14 protein-coding genes are annotated in these 18,250 nt (G+C 62.9%); 6 read left to right on the top strand and 8 right to left on the bottom strand.

The window, feature by feature from the left end; genetic code table 11:
* Nucleotides 1-10: 10 nt before the first annotated feature.
* Both V6L75_RS06510 and V6L75_RS06505 read right to left on the bottom strand, forming a co-directional pair.
* Nucleotides 11-1,261: a glycosyltransferase family 4 protein gene (locus V6L75_RS06510; RefSeq protein ID WP_334250707.1), complete on the bottom strand. Its 1,251-nt coding sequence runs from the start codon at nt 1,259-1,261 to the stop codon at nt 11-13.
* A gap of 536 nt (nt 1,262-1,797) precedes the next feature.
* Nucleotides 1,798-2,271, bottom strand: a complete 474-nt coding sequence (locus V6L75_RS06505; RefSeq protein ID WP_334250706.1) for an Lrp/AsnC family transcriptional regulator — start codon at nt 2,269-2,271, stop codon at nt 1,798-1,800.
* A 118-nt stretch (nt 2,272-2,389) separates the two neighbouring features.
* On the opposite strand from V6L75_RS06505, the gene V6L75_RS06500 reads away from it, so the two are divergent.
* From V6L75_RS06500 to V6L75_RS06480, 5 genes are all read left to right on the top strand, one after another.
* A complete protein-coding gene (locus V6L75_RS06500) occupies nt 2,390-3,829 on the top strand; it encodes an aminotransferase class V-fold PLP-dependent enzyme (RefSeq protein ID WP_334250705.1) in 1,440 nt (479 codons plus the stop codon).
* Nucleotides 3,830-3,907: 78 nt separating this feature from the next.
* Nucleotides 3,908-4,819, top strand: coding sequence for a bifunctional helix-turn-helix domain-containing protein/methylated-DNA--[protein]-cysteine S-methyltransferase (locus V6L75_RS06495; RefSeq protein ID WP_334250704.1), 912 nt, complete (start codon nt 3,908-3,910; stop codon nt 4,817-4,819).
* A gap of 141 nt (nt 4,820-4,960) precedes the next feature.
* Complete coding sequence (locus V6L75_RS06490; RefSeq protein ID WP_334250703.1) at nt 4,961-7,363, top strand: ATP-binding protein; 2,403 nt, start codon at nt 4,961-4,963, stop codon at nt 7,361-7,363.
* 224 nt (nt 7,364-7,587) lie between these two features.
* A complete protein-coding gene (gene olsB, locus V6L75_RS06485; protein ID WP_425498693.1) occupies nt 7,588-8,538 on the top strand; it encodes a l-ornithine N(alpha)-acyltransferase in 951 nt (316 codons plus the stop codon).
* Between the two features lie 187 nt (nt 8,539-8,725).
* Complete coding sequence (locus tag V6L75_RS06480; RefSeq protein WP_334250702.1) at nt 8,726-10,909, top strand: transglycosylase domain-containing protein; 2,184 nt, start codon at nt 8,726-8,728, stop codon at nt 10,907-10,909.
* Here the strand turns inward: V6L75_RS06480 and V6L75_RS06475 are convergent, their stop codons facing one another.
* The 6 genes from V6L75_RS06475 to rph all read right to left on the bottom strand — a co-directional run bounded on the left by V6L75_RS06475 (nt 10,910) and on the right by rph (nt 16,997).
* Nucleotides 10,910-11,647: a M48 family metallopeptidase gene (locus V6L75_RS06475; RefSeq protein ID WP_334250701.1), complete on the bottom strand. Its 738-nt coding sequence runs from the start codon at nt 11,645-11,647 to the stop codon at nt 10,910-10,912. It lies immediately after the preceding gene.
* Between the two features lie 178 nt (nt 11,648-11,825).
* Entirely contained in the window at nt 11,826-12,239 is a 414-nt protein-coding gene (locus V6L75_RS06470) for a DUF2852 domain-containing protein (protein WP_334250915.1), read from the bottom strand.
* A gap of 282 nt (nt 12,240-12,521) precedes the next feature.
* Nucleotides 12,522-14,123 carry a polyhydroxyalkanoate depolymerase gene (phaZ, locus tag V6L75_RS06465; RefSeq protein ID WP_425498706.1) on the bottom strand — a complete coding sequence of 534 codons (1,602 nt, stop codon included), beginning with the start codon at nt 14,121-14,123 and terminating at the stop codon, nt 12,522-12,524.
* A gap of 356 nt (nt 14,124-14,479) precedes the next feature.
* Entirely contained in the window at nt 14,480-15,637 is a 1,158-nt protein-coding gene (hemW, locus tag V6L75_RS06460; RefSeq protein ID WP_019964187.1) for a radical SAM family heme chaperone HemW, read from the bottom strand.
* A complete protein-coding gene (gene rdgB, locus V6L75_RS06455; RefSeq protein WP_334250698.1) occupies nt 15,634-16,275 on the bottom strand; it encodes an RdgB/HAM1 family non-canonical purine NTP pyrophosphatase in 642 nt (213 codons plus the stop codon). The genes hemW and rdgB overlap by 4 nt, the downstream gene beginning before the upstream one ends.
* Nucleotides 16,276-16,283: 8 nt before the next feature.
* Nucleotides 16,284-16,997 carry a ribonuclease PH gene (gene rph, locus V6L75_RS06450; RefSeq protein ID WP_334250697.1) on the bottom strand — a complete coding sequence of 238 codons (714 nt, stop codon included), beginning with the start codon at nt 16,995-16,997 and terminating at the stop codon, nt 16,284-16,286.
* A gap of 196 nt (nt 16,998-17,193) precedes the next feature.
* On the opposite strand from rph, the gene hrcA reads away from it, so the two are divergent.
* Nucleotides 17,194-18,243: a heat-inducible transcriptional repressor HrcA gene (hrcA, locus tag V6L75_RS06445; RefSeq protein ID WP_334250696.1), complete on the top strand. Its 1,050-nt coding sequence runs from the start codon at nt 17,194-17,196 to the stop codon at nt 18,241-18,243.
* Nucleotides 18,244-18,250: the final 7 nt, after the last annotated feature.

The following is an 18,250-nucleotide window of genomic DNA, read 5'->3' as shown; positions in this document are numbered from 1 at the left end:
TCTCCGGCGGTTAAGTGACCGGTCCTGAATTTTCATTTTGCGATAGAACGCGCTTGTAGAGGTCCGCAGTCAGTCTGGCTTGGTCACGGATATCATAGTGCTTCTCAGCAAGGCTACGGGAGAGAGAGCCCCGGCGCTCACAATCCGCAGGATTGCGAGCCAGCCATTCAATCGCGCGCGCCAACTCTTGGATGTTACCCATCGGCACACAGAGGCCGGCATCGGGCGCGAATGTGATACCCGGAAGAGAAGTGCCGTCGAAGGAAAGAACCGGCCGGCCGCACGCCATTGCTTCAATCGCCATCAGACCAAATGCCTCAGCTCTGGAGGGCATGGCAAAGAAATCGCACGCAGCATAGGCGTCAAGCAGCAGATCCTCATCGTTCGACCAGCCAAACTCGAGGATTTGGTGCTTGCCTATGAACTTGTCAAAGTGCCCTATTTCCTGAAGCGAGATGATGCAAAGCTGCAAATCGGAAGCGAGCTGTTCAACAGCCTTTACAAACTCAGAAAGCCCTTTGAATGGGGTGGATGATGAGCGAAGGAAAACAACTGGCCGGCCAGGAAAAATGCCCAGCCGTTCCCGTGCTGCCTGCTTGTCGGCAGGCTTGTAGCGATCAAGATCAAGGCCGAACGGAATAACGTTGACTTTCAGCCCCTCTGCGAGCGGAGACTTTGAAACCATTGTCCGCATCCATTCGGATGCGACAACGATTTCTGCCTTCATCTTAGAGTATATCTTCTTTTTCCAGGCATATTGCTCTGCCGTTTTGTCCTTGCGCATGGGAAAAGGCAGGGTCAAATCTGGGCACGAGCCACACCCGCTGGTCCAGCGCGTGCAATCCAGCGGATAGATGCAATGGCCTGTCATGGCCCACGGGTCATGCCACGTCCACACGGTCGGCTTGCGCCGGGTAAGATAGGGCAAGGCAGACAAACTCATCCACCCGTCGTGAATGATGTGGAGATGCGCCAAATCAGCTTCACGCATTCTCTTGTGCAGCGGAAGCGCCCAGGAATGCGGCTGGAGACGCGCATGCATCGACAGCTTTTGTTCAAGCTTCATCAATCCACGAGTGACATAGCGGTTGCCCGGATAGTCAAACGCCTTGGAAACGAAATCCGCGTCCGACTGCTTGTTCCAATACACAAGCTGTGTCGAATTGATGCCATGTTGCGAAAGGTGAGGATGCAGGTCATAGCCGTTAAACCGGCGGCCTATTAGATCACCTGAATTGATTTGAACAACGTTTACGCTCATGTGAAACCTGGGCCAGGAACTTCGTTGACAACCGCTCCACGCAATATTTTCTTCAAAAAATACAATCTACCCTGAGATGCAAATTTATCATCGCAGGAGAGCGCTAGAGTTCAAGGTTGCTTCGCATTGACGACCTTAACTGAGAACCATACGTGCGGAACACGGAAATGATTGAAAATTTACAGCACCTGCAAATTTAAAATTGCAATCACCCGACTCGCAATCTCCGTATTGCATGAAAACAACCTTGTCAACCTTTTGCAACCTGCAAGACTCAGGAACCAGAAGAATGCAGGCAATGCCTTGTGTTTTCAGAAAAGACTGTCCACCGACAGTACCTAAAACCCAATTATGAAAGGCAGCCTTCATCGACGTGCTGTCTATTCTGGAAATCGTTTGAATTCCAAGGGATCTCAGTGTGGAACGGGAAGGGGGGCGTCTGTTGCAGAAGGCTCGTTTGCGTCACAGACAACGACGACAATGTCTGTCCACAGCCTGCACCAACAGGCGGAAAACGCCGGAGGCTGCCAAACGCCTCACCGGTCCTTCGTTTCTCTCACCGGCAGGGGGCGTTGCTCTTCGATGGCTTCCATGGCGAAGTAGGATGTGACGCTGTCGAGTTCGATGCCGGCGATCAGGCGGCGGTAGACGGCGTCGTAGCTGGCCATGTCGCGGGTGACGACTTTCAGCATGTAGTCATAGTCGCCGCCGATGCGGAAGAAATCGATGACTTCCGGGATCTGCACCACGTGGCGCCGGAAAATCTCCAGCCATTCCGCAGAATGATGCCGGGTGCGGATCATCACGAAGACGACCAGATCAAGGCCCAGCCGGGTGCGGTCGAGCTGTACCGTCTGGCCTGTGATCACGCCCTCCTTCTTCAGCGTCTGGATGCGGTTCCAGCAGGCGTTGGGGGACAGATTGACCTTCTCCGACAATTCACGCTGGGTGAGGCTGCCATCCTCCTGCAGCGCCTTCAGGATGGCCTTGTTGAACTGATCAATCATCATGCACCTTTGTCGAACAGTTTCATCGCTTTAAGGCGCAATGATGTGAAATATGGGAACACATCTCAAGCCTGATCGCATAATTTTCGATACACCAGTTTTCTTCCATTGGAACCATCCCATGCCGATGAGCCTTGAATCCTTCCAGAGCAGCCTGCCCACCACCCGCATTGTTGAGGCGCTGCGCGCCGGGCTGATCGGGGAGGGGGCGGAGATCGAGGGCGCTTTCGGACCGCGCAGGATCACCTATGCGGACTACACCGCATCGGGCCGGGCGCTGCGGCAGGTGGAAGAGTTCATTCTCACGGAAGTCCTGCCCTATTACGCCAACAGCCACACGGAAGCCTCCTATTGCGGGGCGCGGATGACCACGCTGCGCCGCGAGGCGCGGGCGCTGATTGCCCGCAGCACCGGTGCGGATGAAAACTACACGGTGATCTTCACCGGCTCCGGCGCCACGGCCGGCATCAACCGGGCACTCAGCCTGTTCGGCCTTGGCGGGACAGGGCAGCAAGCTGGCCGCGCTGCCGTTCTCATCGGCCCCTATGAGCATCACTCCAACATCCTGCCCTGGCGTGAATGCGGCGCGGATGTGATCGAGATTCCGGAAGCGCCACAAGGTGGACCGGACATGGATGTCCTGGAGGCTGAGCTTCTGCGTCTCAAGGACAGACCCATGGTGCTGGGCGCCTTTTCGGCAGCCTCGAATGTCACCGGCATCCTGACGGATGTGGACGCTGTCACCCGTCTGCTGAAGCGCCACGGCGCGCTTGCACTATGGGATTATGCGGGCGGCGGACCCTATCTCCCCATCATCATGGTGCCTGAGGCGGACTGCGCCAAGGATGCGGTGGTGGTGTCGCCGCACAAGTTTCCCGGCGGGCCGGGGGCATCCGGCATCCTGATCATCCGCAATGCGGCAGTTCGCGCCAGCAAGCCCACATGGCCGGGCGGCGGCACGGTGTCTTTCGTCTCGCCCTGGGGGCATGACTATTCCGCTTCGCTGGCCGCGCGCGAGGAGGCGGGCACGCCGAATGTGCTGGGCGATATCCGCGCTGGGCTTGCCTTTGCGGTGAAGGATGCGGTGGGCTGCGATTTCATCCTTGCCCGCGACAAGGCGCTGGCCCGCATGGCCTTCGCGGCTTGGGACGGGCATCCCGCCTTGCGCATTCTGGCGGCGGATCAGCGGGACCGGCTGCCCATCTTTGCCTTTCAGGTGCTGGACCGGCAGGGCACACAGGTGCATCCGCAGCTGTTTACCCGCATGCTGTCCGATTTCCACGGCATCCAGGCCCGTGGCGGCTGCGCCTGCGCCGGGCCTTATGCGCACCGGCTGCTGGGCATCTCTCAGGCGCGCTCGGAAGGCCTGCGCGCCTCGATCCAGGCGGGGGACGAGATCGAGAAGCCCGGCTGGACGCGGCTCAACTTCAGCTATCTGTTGAGTGACGAAACCGCCCGTTTCATCCACCAGTCGGTCGCGGAACTGGCGGCAGAAGCGGGTGAGCGGGCAAAGCTCTATGTGGCCGACACGCGCACGGCCCGTTTCCGCAAGGCGGGCTGAGGGCTCGCTTATCGGGTGGCATAGGTGCGGCGCCGGGGGTAGGGTCAGGATCTGACATTCACCGGACCTGCCGTTGCCATGACCCAGCTTTTCGACCTGAACCTTGCCGGACGCGAGGCGGCCGCCGTTCCCGAAACGGGGGAAGCCGCCGCGCGGGACTATGCCATCGTCCGCCAGACGCTGGAGCGCATTTCCGATACCTGGCGGGACCAGCCGGCACTGGAAGACCTTGCCCGCGAGGCCGGGCTGCAACCGATCCAGCTGCAGCGGGTGTTCTCGCGCTGGGCCGGACTGACGCCCAAGCAGTTCCTGCAGGCGATCACGCTGGATCATGCCCGCGAGCTTCTGCGCGATGCAGCCAGCATTCTGGAGACCTCCTATGAGGTGGGGCTGTCCGGGCCGGGGCGGCTGCATGATCTGTTCGTCACCCACGAGGCGATGACGCCGGGCGACTACCGCAACCGTGGCGCGGGCCTCACCATCCGCTACGGCTTCCATCCGTGCCCCTTCGGCCAGGTGCTGATCATGGCGACCGACCGGGGCCTTGCCGGACTCGCATTTGCCGATGAAGGGGAAGAGGCATCCGCCTTTGTCGACATGTCCGGCCGCTGGCCTGCTGCCGTCTTCTTGGAAGATGACGTGGCAACAGCGCCCTATGCGGCGCGGGTGTTTGATCCGGCGAGTTGGTCTGAGGACACGCCGCTCAAGGTGATCTTCATCGGCAGCGACTTTGAGATCCGTGTCTGGCGCACGCTGCTGAAGATCCCCATGGGCAAGGCGACCACCTATTCCGACATTGCCCGCAGTCTCGGCAAACCCAGTGCGGCACGGGCGGTGGGCTCGGCCGTGGGGCGCAACCCGATTTCCTTTGTGGTGCCCTGCCACCGGGTGCTGGGACGCACCGGCGGGCTCTGCGGCTATCACTGGGGCCTCACCCGCAAGCGCGCCATCCTCGGCTGGGAAGCCGGGATCACCGGCATGGGAGGCTGACCTGTACAAACCGGAAAAGCCTAAAATTCGAAAGGCTTTTTCAAGGGATTGGACTGCAAGCTTGTTTCCGGCTGTGCCCGCAGAACCTTGTCGGGCCTTCATCAGGATCAGGCCTGCCGCGCAGGCCGCTGGGGACAGGGCATGCGACCGCAATCGGCAGACGGAAACGGCAGCAAGGCTGAAGCGGAAACGGGCCTGAAGGCACAGCAGCCGGACGGCCCCGAGCGCCCGGAAGGGCAGAAGCGCCCGCAAAGCCCGAAAGATGCAAAGCGTCCGCCGAAGGGAAAGGCCGGTCAGCCCGGATCTGCGCCGGATGAGCCTGGTTTACTGACCCGGGCCGGGCGCCGGTTCGGTCACGAACGGGTGCTCACATTGGCCGCCGGTATCGGCATTCTGGCTCTCATCGCTGCCTTTTTGCTGCTCGGCGGCGGGCCTTACGAGCGGCTTCTGGCGCTGGTTCTCGGCTTTGCCGCAGGCGGGCTGTCCATCGCCTGTGTCATTCATGATGACCGCCACCGCCTGCAGACCGCACTTGGCACTGCGGCGGTGGAAACCCACCGGCTGAACCAGCGCATCGAGGAGCTGGAAGACGCCGCCTGGGAGCTGCGCGAATCCGATGAGCGCCATGCCAGCATTCTCCATGCGCTGGGCGATGTGGTCATCCGCCGCGACATGGAAGAAAACGTCATCTATGCCAATCCGGTGGCTGGAAGCCTGTTCTGGCCGGAGCAGAGCCCGCGGCCCGGCGAAAAACTGGAGCTGCCGCTGGCCGAGACGCCGCAGGATTTGCTCAGCGCCGAAGCGACTGGCGTCTTCGGTGACATTCTGCTGGACACTCGCGAAGGGCCACGCTGGTTTTCCCGTATCGATGTGACCGTGCGCGAGGGGCCGCGCGGAACACCGGTGCTGCAGACCGTCCTGCGTGACGTTACCACGCGGCGCAAGATGGAAGAGGAACTTCTGGCCGCACGGCAGAATGCGGAAAGCGCCAGCGAAGCCAAGTCCCGCTTTCTGGCAACCGTCAGCCATGAGGTGCGCACGCCGCTCAACGGCATTCTGGGCATGGCCGCGCTTCTCTCCGACACGCATCTCACCCACGAGCAGCGGGCCTATGTGCGGGCACTGGAAACCTCGGGCGAAACGCTGCTGCTGCTGATCGATGAGCTGCTGGATTTCTCCCGTGCAGAAGCCGGCAAACTGACCATTCAGCCGGGACCGGTGGATCTGGAAGGTCTGGCCGAGCATGTGGTGGAGCTGCTGGCACCGCGTGCCCATGCCAAGGGGCTTGAGATCGGCTTCACAGCCGACCCGGCAATTCCCCGTATTGTCACCGCTGATGCCAACCGGCTGCGGCAGATCCTGTTCAATCTGGCCGGCAACGGCATCAAGTTCACCGAAGAGGGCGGCGTTCTCATCAGCCTCTCCATCGCTCCGCAGGAAAGCGGCAGCCTGCTGACGCTGGAAGTTAGGGACACCGGGATCGGCTTTTCGTCCGCGGATGCCGAGCGGCTGTTCGGAGAGTTCGAGCAGGTGGATCACGGCCCGGCACGGCGTTTTGGCGGCACGGGCCTTGGCCTTGCCATCGTCCGCCGCCTTACCGGCCTGATGGACGGCACGGTCGAGGCGCTGGCGGAGGAGGGCAAGGGTGCCATCTTCCGCATCTGTCTGCCGCTGCCGGAAGCTCCGGATACCGCAGGACAGGCCGGGGAGGGGCTTGCAAGCCTTGCGAACCGGCGTGTGGTCATTGTCTCGCAAGGGGTGATTGAAGGCAAAGCACTGGCGCTGCAGTGCACCGCTCATGGCGCCAGCGTGCAGCTTGTGCAGCCGGGCGATGATACGCTTGCCGATGCGCTGCCCCATGCGGACCTTGTGCTGCTGGAACACGGCGCGGTGGCCGATGGCGCAGGCTGGCTGGCGACCGCCCGTGCAGCCGGCTGCAGTGCGCCAGCCATTGTTCTGGTTACCCCGCAGGAGCGGGACCGGCTGGACCGCCTGCGCGAGGCAGGTTTCTCCGCCTATCTGGTGCGGCCCGTGCGAGGGCGCACATTCCGGCGCATCATTGCCAGCCTTATGGGCGAAGGCGGTGAAACGCTGGCCTGGGAGGCGGCCGTGGATCTGCCGCCGGAACGTATTCCGGGCGCGCCGCACCGGCTTGCCCCGGCCCGGCCACTGCGGCTGCTCTTGGCCGAGGACAACGATATCAACCGTCTTCTGGGCGAAGCACTGCTGCGCAAGCTTGGCCATGAGGTGACGGTGGTGCCCGATGGTCTGGAAGCCTGGCGCGCAGCCAGCGAGCAGAATTTCGATGCCATCTTGATGGACTTGCACATGCCGGGGCTCGACGGGCTGGATGCCATGGCCCAGATCCGCGAGATCGAGACCGCCCGGGGGCGCCCGCAGGTGCCGGTGCTCATCGTCACGGCGGACGTGATGCCGGCCGCCCGCGACCGGGCAAGGGCGAGTGGAGTTGCCGGTTTCCTCACAAAACCGCTTTCCCGCGAAGCCGTTGAAGAGGCACTGGAAAATCTGCCCGCCCGGACATAGTGCCGCTCCCGGATTGTTACCATGACGAAATATTGTGAACGCTGGCCGTTGTCATGCTAGTGTTGGAAAACTATGGTCTACGGCAAGATCAGGATTTCGCCGGTTAAAGGGATGAGAATCGCTGTACCGGCGTAGCAACCTGACAGGACAAACGAGGCCTGCGGCACCGGTTCCGCAGGGCCCCCGGTGGGAAACAACCGAGGCAGATAGGGGACCGAATCTCGATGATGCGGCCAGGTCTATTTTCTCCGCGCAAGCTTGTGCAGAAGTTCGTGCCCATGATGGGCGAACAGGGCATTTCCGCGCGTTTCTTTCCCGGCTTTGCAAAGCCCTTGCATGGTGAAGCTGGTCCTGCCGGTGATGTGTCTCTTGGCCGTGTGGGCTCTCTTGAGGTGCGCCTCGCGCGCACCGCGCGTGAAGTGAAGAAGGCGCAGCGCCTGCGCTATCACGTCTTCTACGAGGAAATGTCTGCCATTGCCGATGCGCAGACCCTCGCCACCCGCCGTGACATGGACGCCTTTGACGCCATCTGCGATCATCTTCTGGTCGTTGATCACGCTGCGATGAAGCGCAACAAGCTGGGCCGCCTGCAGCCACAGATCGTCGGCACCTACCGTCTGCTGCGCCAGGACGTGGCCGAGGCCCATGGCGGCTTCTATACGGCCAGCGAATATGACATCCAGCCGCTGGTGGATGCCAATCCGGGCCTGCGCTTCCTGGAACTGGGCCGCTCCTGCGTACTCAAGCCCTACCGCAACAAGCGCACGGTCGAGCTGCTCTGGCACGGCATCTGGGCCTATGTGATCCGCCACCGCATCGACGTGATGATCGGCTGCGCTTCCATCGAGGGCACGGATCCGGACCGGATCGCCAGCCAGCTTTCGTTCCTGCACCATCATGCCCGTGCGCCGGAGACCTGGCGTGTGCGTGCCGTGCCGGAACGCTATGTCGAGATGAACCGCGTTGCCCGCGAAGAGCTCAATGAAAAGGCGACCTTGCGCGAGCTGCCGCCTCTGGTGAAGGGGTATCTGCGCCTCGGTGCCTATATCGGCGATGGTGCCGTGGTCGACTATCAGTTCGGCACCACGGATGTCCTCATCGTTATGCCGGTGACGCAGCTGAATGAGCGCTATGTGAATCACTACGGTGCGGACGCCTCGCGCTACTCGAGCTGAGCCGTCTAACAACTCGCTTTAACATTAGAAACCGCTGCTTCTTTGAGGAGGCGGTTTCTCTTTGCGGGGGCTGCGTGCCGGCGACCCATCCGCACCCAAGGTTTAACGCCACCTTAAACCAGCCGCTCTAGTTTGATGCAGACTGCCTTGCGCTCCCCGCACAGGCCCTCAGAATGACGAGAGGCTCATGGCACGCCGCCCGGCTGGCAGCAATCGGATCGAACCGGCGTTTGGCCCTGCCAGCGGCGATCTTTACGATGTGCGCCCGGGAACCGGTGACGTTGCAGCAGAGCGTCCGGTCAAGCGGCCCCGGCGTCCGCGTACGGATGATGGTGACGCCCCTGCCCCCCGCCGCAAGCGCCCCGTAAAGCCTGGCGGAAAGAGCAAGGCTAAAAAGAAAGCCCGCCGCAGCCGCACCCGCTCTTCCAATCCGTTGTTCTGGCTGATCCGCAAGGCATTTTATTGGGGCTTCGTGCTTGCCATCTGGGGCGGCATCGCTGCCACCGGTGTGGTCGTCTACTACGCGGCCCATCTGCCTCCCACCTCCGAATGGAAGGTTCCTGCCCGGCCGCCCAATGTGAAGATCGTTGCCACCACCGGCGAGCTTCTGGCCAACCGGGGCGACACGGGCGGGGAAGCCGTACGTCTGGAGCAGCTTCCGGCATATTTGCCGCAGGCGGTAATTGCCATTGAGGACCGGCGGTTCGAATCCCACTTCGGGCTCGACCCGATCGGCCTTGTCCGCGCCCTTGCCGTCAACATGACGTCGGGCCATCTGGTGCAGGGCGGCTCGACGCTGACCCAGCAGCTGGCCAAGAACCTGTTCCTCGAGCCTGACCGCACCTTGAAGCGCAAGGTGCAGGAAGTGGTGCTGTCACTTTGGCTGGAGGCCAAATACTCCAAGGACGAGATCCTTGAGATGTATCTCAACCGCGTCTATCTGGGCGCAGGCGCCTACGGGGTGGACGCCGCCGCCCGGCGGTATTTCGGCAAGTCGGCAAGGCTTGTTACCCTGCAGGAGGCGGCCGTTCTGGCAGGACTGCTGAAAGCGCCCAGCCGCTATGCCCCCACGCGCAATCCCGAGCTGGCGTTTGAACGATCCAAGGTGGTTCTTGCCGCCATGCGCGATGCCGGCTTCATTGATGCAGCGACCGCCCGGACAGCCATGAGCGAGCCCGCCCATGTGGTCAGCGACCGCAACACGGCCAGCGCCAATTATGTCGCCGACTGGGTGATGGATCTGCTGCCGCAGTTTGCCGGGTCCATCGACAGCGACATCATCGTCGACACCACCATTGATCCGGTGATGCAGCAGGCTGCGGAATCAGCACTGGTGACTGCGCTGAATGCCCACGGACGTGAATTGGGGGTCTCGCAGGGCGCCGTCGTCATCATGGACACGGCAGGGGCCGTACGGGCCATGGTGGGTGGCCGGGACTATCAGAAGAGCCAGTTCAACCGTGCCACCAACGCGCGCCGTCAGCCAGGCTCCGCCTTCAAACCCTTCGTCTATCTGGCGGCGCTTGAAAGCGGCCTGACGCCGGACACGATCCGCCGGGACGAGCCCTTCTCCCTCAAGGGCTGGCGCCCGCAGAACTATACCAAGCAGTATTATGGCGATGTCACGCTCACCGACGCACTGGCCATGTCCCTCAACACCGTGGCTGCGCGGCTGGCGGTGGAAACCGGACCCGGCAAGGTGGTCAAGGTAGCGCAGAAGCTTGGCATCCGCTCGCAACTGGCGGCCAATCCCTCGCTGGCGCTGGGCACATCGGAAGTGACGCCGCTGGAAATCACGGCGGCCTATGTTCCCTTCTCCAATGGCGGCTACGGAGTTGTGCCCCATGTCATCCGCCGCATCCGCACGGCGGAAGGCCGCACGCTCTATGCCCGGCAGGGGGATGGAACTGGCAAGGTGATCGACGGGCTGCGCCTTGCCCAGATGAACCACATGATGGCGCAGACACTTGTCACCGGCACGGGCAAGAAGGCGATGCTGGCAGACCAGCGCCCGGCGGGCGGCAAGACGGGTACCAGCCAGGACTTCCGCGATGCCTGGTTCATCGGCTACACCGGCAACCTGACGGCCACCGTCTGGCTCGGCAATGACGACAACAGCCCGACGAAGAAGGCGACGGGCGGCTCCCTGCCAGCGGAAATCTGGAAGGCCGCAATGGACAAGGCGCATGCCGGTCTGCCCGTTGCGGGCTTGCCCGGTGTTGCCGAACAGCTGCCGCAGAATTACGGCCCTGTGCCCACCGACAATGCCCCCATTCCCCCGGCGGATGTGGGGGCCGATGGCCGTGTCATTCCGCCGCCGCCTTCCGAAGGCGGGCCGCTCGGCTTTATCGGCCGGCTTTTCGGCGGCTGATCAGCCGAACAGATGCAGCTTGCCGCCCTCGTCCTTCAGCCACTGGCGGGCTTTGGGCGTGTGCGGGGCAAGCTGCCGGCACAGCGCCCAGAACCGGTCCGAATGGTTCATTTCCCGCAGGTGCGCCACCTCGTGGGCAGCGACATAGTCCAGGATTTCCGGCGGGGCAAGGATCAGCCGCCAGGAGAAGGACAGCCGCCCGTTCGAGGCGCAAGAGCCCCAGCGGCTGCGGGTGTCGCGCAGGGAAATGGCCGCGGCCTTCACCCCCAGCGTGGCCGTGTGGCGGGCCACGGCTGCTTCGATATCGGCCCGTGCCTGCCGCTTCAGCCAGTCGGCCACCTTGCGGCCCGTATGTTCGGCAGCGCCGGGCACGCTGAGCACCGCATGACCGTCTGCATCAAGCCCTGCCGTTACAAGCCCGCGCAGGCGGCCCGAAGGCTCGATCCGGTGAAGGATTCCCCGGACAGGGACAACCGACCCGGCGGCAAAGGGGGTTGTCTGCGGCAGAGCGGCGAGCTTTTCCTCCAGCCAGCCGGCATGTTTTTCGGCAAAACGCTGGGCGGTAGAGAGCGAGCCGCCCTTGGGAATGGTCAGCACCGGGCCGGACTGGTCATGCGGCAGGCGCAGCAGATAGCGGCGCGCCCGCGGATCAGGCCGCAGGCGCACGGCAATCTCGCCGCCGCTCAGCGGCAGCACGATATGGTCCGGAAAAACAGGCCGCCGCAGCCGTGAGAACATTCCATTTCCCTGCAAGTCTCGCAGACAGGCGCTGCGAGTGTGATTCGAACGTATCAGAGGGTATCTGGTTTTGCTGGCGTGAGGAGTGGCTTGCAGCGGGAAACCGCGCCTTCCAAAACGGCGAAAGCGGCGCAAGCTGCGCCGCTTCCCGCGTGGTGTACCTTACCGGACCGGCCGGTCAGGCAGGACCAGAGGTGCCTGAGCTGCGGCCACGGGCGGCCATGAAGCGGTCGAACTCTTCCTGATCCTTGGCCCGGCGCAGTTCGCGCAGGAAAGTATCGAATTCGGCGCGCATGGCATCGAGTTTCGCACGCTCTTCCTCGAGGCGCTTTAGTTCGCGTTCCCGGTAGTCATCAAAGGCTACGTTGCCGGTCCGGCCAAAGCTTCCCGCATTCATGTTATTCACCGCACTCTTGATCGGGCTTCTGTTCCATTGATCACGGGCGTCACGAAACATTGTTTCGAAACGGTCACCCCAAAGAATATAGGCAAGCATTGCCAGTCCAAGCGGCCAGAACAACACAAAGCCCAGCACCATCAGCACGATGCTTGCCGCATTCCAGCCAGGCCTCAACACAGTGTTCCCAGTCATCGTCATCCCCTTTCGGATTTCAACAGATAAAGACGTGGGAATGCGCGGCCTGCCTTTCAAGAAGACCATGAGGCCCCTCATCGATTACACGGTGCGCCGGGTTGTCTGCAGAATTGAACGCAAAAGCGGAAGACGTCCTTGAATCAATGACTTGGACGGAAGGTTGGGCTCTCACCGGCCCCTGCCGCAGACATGAAAAAACCCGGCCCTGCCCTGATCACCTGCCGGAAGGCAGGCCTCAGAGGGCAGGGCCGGGCCTGATCTCTGGTCTGATCACCGGTCTCAGGCGACCGTTTCAGCCAGTTTGCGGGCCTGCTCGATCCAGTTGTCACGGGCCATGCGGCCGCGGAAATCCAGACGGTCGTCCAGCGCCTCGATCTGCGCATCCGTCAGGCCTGCGATCTGCCAGAAGTGGAAGATGCCCGCTTCATTCAGCGCCTTTTCCAGCTTGGGGCCGACGCCGGTGATGGCCTTGAGATTGTCGGCAACGCCCTGGGGCTTGGCCAGCAGGATCTCGGCCAGCGGGTCGCTCTTCGCAGCTGCGGCTGCCTTCGGCTCAGCCTTGGCAGCAGTTGTCACGTCCGCCTTGGGGGCGGGCGCTGCGTTGGCCCTGTGCGTTTCGGCTACCGGTTTTTCCACTGCGGCCGGTTTGGCGGCGGCAGCTGCAGCAGCTTTCTTCACACGCTCGCGGTTGGCTTGCGAGTGGGTCAGGATGAAGTCGATCATGCGCGGGGCGATTTCGGCGCGGAAGCGCGAGCCATTGAACACACCATAATGGCCCACATTCGGCTGTTCGTAATGAGCTTTCATGTCCTCCGGCAGGCTGGTGCAGAGCGTGTGGGCAGCGCGGGTCTGGCCACGGCCGGTGATGTCGTCCTTCTCGCCCTCGATGGTCAGCAGGGCGGTGTTACGGATGGCGCCGCAGTCTACGAGTACATCGCCGTGCTTCATCTTGCCAAGCGGCAGGGAGTGCTCGATGAACACGCTCTCCACCGTCTGCAGGTAGAATTCTGCCGTCAGATCCATCACCGCCAGATATTCATCGTAAAATTCGCGGTGCTTCTCGGCACTGTCACCATCGCCCTTCACCAGATGCTGGAAAAAGTCGCGGTGGGCGATGAGGTGCCGGTCGAGGTTCATGCTCATGAAGCCCGACAGCTGCAGGAAGCCAGGATAGACGTAGCGCATCATGCCCGGATGCGGGAACGGCACCTGCATGATCACGTTGCGCTTGAACCAGTTGATGCCCTTGGACATGGCCAGATCATTGACGGCGGTGGGCGCGACACGGGTGTCGATCGGCCCGCCCATCAGTGTCATGGTCGAAGGCGCATAGGGATCGTTGCGCGCTTCCATCACCGCAACAGCGGCCAGCACCGGTACCGAGGGCTGGCACACGGCCACGACGTGGGTGTCCGGCCCGAGAAAATGCAGCATGGAGATGACGTAGTCGATGTAGTCATCCAGATCGAACTTGCCGTCCGAAAGCGGCACCATGCGGGCGTCGATCCAGTCGGTGATATAGACATCGGCGCGCGGCAGCATGGCCTCCACCGTGCCGCGCAGCAGCGTGGCATAGTGGCCGGACATGGGAGCAACGATCAGGATCTTCGGGTCGTTACGGCGCTGGGCGGTGCCGCGCTCGAAATGCAGAAGGTCGCAAAAGGGGCGGCGCCAGACGACGCGTTCGCTCACCGGTACCTTCATGCCGCCGATGGTGGTTTCGGCCAGGCCGAACTCCGGCTTGCCATAGCGCCGTGTCGTGCGCTCAAGCACCTCGCAGGCGGCCGCAACCTGCCGGCCGAGCTGCGTGTGGCTCATCGGGTTGAACGGGTTCTGGAAATAGAGCCGTGTTGCGTCCGCTGCGGCACGCACCGGGCCCATGGCGGCATGGTTGATCTCGTAGAGATGATAGAAGGGCAACACTTCTGATCCTTCGTCGCTGGCCCGGCGAACACGCACTGTCTCTGCCGCGTATATCAAGCCCGGCTTCTGGCATTGCAGCAGAATAGGCTGATATTGCCGTCTGCATCAATAGCCCGAGTGTGAACAGCCTGACACCAACAGGTTGACAGCTCATGAAGCCAGTTCTGCACTCTGTATCATACAAAGGACTATTTGCTGCATTGCTGTTGTCGCAGTGCAGCATGAAAATAGAGAGAAATCCTATTTTGCTTAAGGACTTATTGCTGGTGAGTTGAAGCCTCCGGCTGCGCTGTTCCGGAAGCAGGCGCGAGGCATTACGCCGCCAGATCCGCCACGACTGCGTCCAGCACGAAAAAGCCGTCGCGGGTGGCGCGGACACGGGTTTCGTCCAGCTTCTCGACCATGCCATGCTCCAGCAGGTCGTTGAGGCGGCGCGGGTCGATGGAGCGGCCGGACAGCCGCTCGTAGCGGCGCATGTCGACGCCCTCGATCAGCCGCAGGCCCATCAGCAGGTATTCATCGCCCTGCTCCTCGTCACTCAGCGGCAGGTCCTCCACCATGCCGTGGCCGCGCTCTTCCACATGGGCAAGCCATGTTTCCGGATGGCGCTCGATGGCTGTGGCGCGCTTGGTGGCGCCCAGCGACAGGCGGCCATGGGCACCCGGCCCGACGCCCACATAATCGCCGTAGCGCCAGTAGACGAGATTATGGCGGCATTCCGCGCCGGGACGGGCGTGGTTGGACACTTCATAGGCCGGCAGGCCGAGATCAGCGGTCAGATCCTGCGTCAGCTCGTAGAATTCCGCTCCCAGATCCGGGTCTGGCACGATCAGCTTGCCCGCCTGATACAGGTTGAAGAAGGGCGTGCCTTCCTCGATGGTCAGCTGATAGAGCGACAGATGATCGGCGGCGAGTTTCACCGCCTGGCGCAGCTCTGCCTCCCAGCCGGTCACTGTCTGGCCGGGCCGGGCATAGATGAGGTCGAAGGACAAGCGCGGGAAGGTTTCGCGGGCAATCTCGATGGCCTGCAAAGCCCCGGCCACGTCATGCAGACGGCCGAGCTGGCGCAGGTCCTGATCGTTGAGCGCCTGCACGCCCAGAGATACCCGGTTGACGCCAGCTGCCCGGTAGCCCCGGAAACGTTCCGCCTCAACGCTGGAGGGATTGGCTTCCAGCGAGATTTCCACGTCCGTATCGATCGCCCAGTGGCGGGCGATGGCTTCCAGAATGCGCTCCACCGTGCGCGGCAGCATCAGCGACGGCGTGCCGCCGCCAAAGAAGATCGACTGCACCGTCCGGTTTGGCGTCCAGGCGGCAAAATGCGCCAGCTCCCGCTCGAAGGCCGCAACAAAGCGGTCCTGGTCGACCGGCTGATGCCGGACGTGGGAATTGAAGTCGCAATAGGGGCACTTGGCCGCGCAGAAGGGCCAGTGCACATAGATGCCGAAGCCGCCGTCCGGGGTGGTGGTCATTCTTGCTCCAGGCAGGCCTTCGAGAACAGGGTGAAGGCGCGGGCACGGTGGGACAGGGCAGGCGTGGTTCTGGACCAGCCGTGTTTTTCTTCCGAAGTCATCTCACCGAAGGTGCGCTCATGGCCGTCGGGCTGGAACATCGGGTCGTAGCCGAAGCCTTTCGTGCCGCGCGGCGGCCAGACAATCTGGCCTTCCACTTCGCCGCGGAAAAACTCCGCATGGCCATCAGGCCAGGCAAGGCAGAGCACGGCCACGAAGGAGCCGCGCCGGGCTTCCGCCGTCACCGCGCCTGCCTGCTGCAGCTTTTCTTCCACATTGCGCATGGCCATGGCAAAGTCCTTCTCCGGACCGGCCCAGCGGGCGGAATAGATGCCAGGATCGCCATTGAGAGCGGCCGCGCAGAAGCCGCTGTCATCGGCCAGCGACGGCAGACCGGAGGCCTCTGCTGCCGCACGGGCCTTCAGCTCCGCATTGGCCTCGAAGGTGGTGCCGGTTTCTTCCGGTTCCGGCAGGTCCAGCTCGCCGGCCGAAACCACATCGAACCCATAGGGGCCGAGCAGCTCGCGGATTTCGCGCAGCTTTCCGGCGTTGTGGGTGGCCACGACCAGACGGCCCGGCTCCAGCTTGCGGTGTGCCATGGGGTGCCTCACAGGATGGACATTTTCTGCAGGTCGATCAGGCGGCCGATGCCGCCGCGGGCAAGATCCAGCAGTGCCTTGAACTCTTCCTCGGAGAAGGGGGCGCCTTCCGCCGTGCCCTGGATCTCGACAATGCCGCCCGCGCCGGTCAGCACGAAGTTGGCGTCGGTCTCGGCAGCGGAATCTTCCTCATAGTCAAGGTCCAGCACCGGGTTGCCCTTGTAGATGCCGCAGGAAATGGCGGCCACATGGTCCTTCAGCACCGGCTTCTTGACGATCTCGCGGGCGCGCATCCATTCGATGCAGTCATGCAGGGCCACCCATGCGCCGGTGATCGAAGCCGTGCGGGTGCCGCCATCGGCCTGGATCACGTCGCAGTCGATGGAAATCTGGTTCTCGCCGAGGGCTTCCAGATCGACCACGGCGCGCAGCGAGCGGCCGATGAGGCGCTGGATTTCCTGGGTGCGGCCGGACTGCTTGCCGGAGGACGCCTCACGGCGCATGCGCGTGCCGGTGGCGCGCGGCAGCATGCCGTATTCGGCCGTCACCCAGCCCTTGTTCTGGCCGCGCAGCCAGGAGGGCACGCGCTCTTCCAGGCTGGCGGTGCACAGGACGTGGGTGTCGCCGAACTTCACCAGGCAGGAGCCCTCGGCATGCTTGGAAACACCACGCTCCAGCGTGACGGACCGCAGTTCATCGGCAGCACGTTTGGACGGACGCATATCTGGCTCCTGACTTGAAAATGGCCGCTGCGGCGCACTGGCCCACAGATCTTTCCGCGCTTGTAGCCCTGAGACCCGAGAGCCGTAAAGGCCTGCTTGCACTCTGCGGCCATTTTGGTCCTATATCTTGCAGAAGAGCCGTGAATTGCCCGAAGCTGGCAGCACACGAAACCCGGCAGAGGATGAGGTTGGATACGTGAGCCTGAGCGATCTGGACAAGCGGTCCCGCGAGATTTTCCGATCCATCGTCGAGACCTATCTGGACACCGGCGAGCCGGTCGGCTCGCGCAATGTGGCGCGCGGCCTCGGCATGTCGCTGTCGCCGGCCTCCGTACGCAACGTGATGGCTGATCTGGAGCATCTGGGCCTGCTCTATTCCCCGCACACCAGCGCCGGGCGCCTGCCGACCGAAACGGGCCTGCGCTTCTTCATTGATGCGCTGCTCGAGGTGGGGGACCTTTCACAGGAGGAGCGCGAGCGCATCGACGTTCAGGTGCGCGCCTCCAGCCACACCAAGGGCACGATGGAGCATGTCCTGACGGAGGCGAGCCAGCTTCTGTCGGGGCTTTCCAGCGGGGCAGGTGTGGTGCTGACTCACAAGCAGGATGTGCGCCTGCGCCAGATCGAGTTCATCCGCATTGAACCGCTGAAAGCCCTTGCCGTTCTCGTGGGTGAGGATGGCTCGGTGGAGAACCGCATCATCGATCTGCCCTCCGGCCTGCCGCAGTCGGCGCTGGTGGAGGCGGGCAACTATCTCAATGCCCAGATCCAGGGCCGGACCCTGTCGGATGTGCGCCGCGAACTGGAACGCCTGCGCGAGGCCAACCAGGCTGAGCTGGACAGCCTCACCCAGAAGATCGTCGAGGCTGGCCTGGCAGTCTGGGCAGGCGAGGGGGGCGAGGGCGACACGCTGATCGTCCGCGGCCAGTCGAACCTGCTTACCGATGTGGACGTGGCGGAGGATCTGGAGCGGGTGCGCTTGCTATTCGACGATCTTGAAAACAAGCGCGACCTCATCCAGCTGCTCGGCCTTGCCGAAAAGGGGGACGGGGTGCGCATCTTCATCGGCTCGGAAAACAAGCTCTTCTCGCTCTCCGGCTCGTCGCTGGTCGTCTCGCCCTACCGGGACCGGGAGCAGCGCATCGTCGGCGTCCTGGGCGTCATCGGCCCGACCCGCCTCAACTATGCCCGGGTGATCCCCATGGTGGATTACACGGCCCGCCTCGTCAGCCGCATGCTCGGCTGACAGGCCT

The organism is Pannonibacter anstelovis (assembly GCF_036881715.1).
GTDB lineage: Bacteria > Pseudomonadota > Alphaproteobacteria > Rhizobiales > Stappiaceae > Pannonibacter > Pannonibacter anstelovis.
This window is presented reverse-complemented; position numbering and strand designations above follow the sequence as displayed.

Coding starts and splice junctions, on each gene's coding strand:
- V6L75_RS06510 (WP_334250707.1), bottom strand. CDS start 1,261: ATGAGCGTAAACGTTGTTCAAATCAATTCAGGTGATCTAATAGGCCGC.
- V6L75_RS06505 (WP_334250706.1), bottom strand. CDS start 2,271: ATGATGATTGATCAGTTCAACAAGGCCATCCTGAAGGCGCTGCAGGAG.
- V6L75_RS06500 (WP_334250705.1), top strand. CDS start 2,390: ATGCCGATGAGCCTTGAATCCTTCCAGAGCAGCCTGCCCACCACCCGC.
- V6L75_RS06495 (WP_334250704.1), top strand. CDS start 3,908: ATGACCCAGCTTTTCGACCTGAACCTTGCCGGACGCGAGGCGGCCGCC.
- V6L75_RS06490 (WP_334250703.1), top strand. CDS start 4,961: ATGCGACCGCAATCGGCAGACGGAAACGGCAGCAAGGCTGAAGCGGAA.
- olsB (WP_425498693.1), top strand. CDS start 7,588: ATGATGCGGCCAGGTCTATTTTCTCCGCGCAAGCTTGTGCAGAAGTTC.
- V6L75_RS06480 (WP_334250702.1), top strand. CDS start 8,726: ATGGCACGCCGCCCGGCTGGCAGCAATCGGATCGAACCGGCGTTTGGC.
- V6L75_RS06475 (WP_334250701.1), bottom strand. CDS start 11,647: ATGTTCTCACGGCTGCGGCGGCCTGTTTTTCCGGACCATATCGTGCTG.
- V6L75_RS06470 (WP_334250915.1), bottom strand. CDS start 12,239: ATGACTGGGAACACTGTGTTGAGGCCTGGCTGGAATGCGGCAAGCATC.
- phaZ (WP_425498706.1), bottom strand. CDS start 14,123: ATGGGCCCGGTGCGTGCCGCAGCGGACGCAACACGGCTCTATTTCCAG.
- hemW (WP_019964187.1), bottom strand. CDS start 15,637: ATGACCACCACCCCGGACGGCGGCTTCGGCATCTATGTGCACTGGCCC.
- rdgB (WP_334250698.1), bottom strand. CDS start 16,275: ATGGCACACCGCAAGCTGGAGCCGGGCCGTCTGGTCGTGGCCACCCAC.
- rph (WP_334250697.1), bottom strand. CDS start 16,997: ATGCGTCCGTCCAAACGTGCTGCCGATGAACTGCGGTCCGTCACGCTG.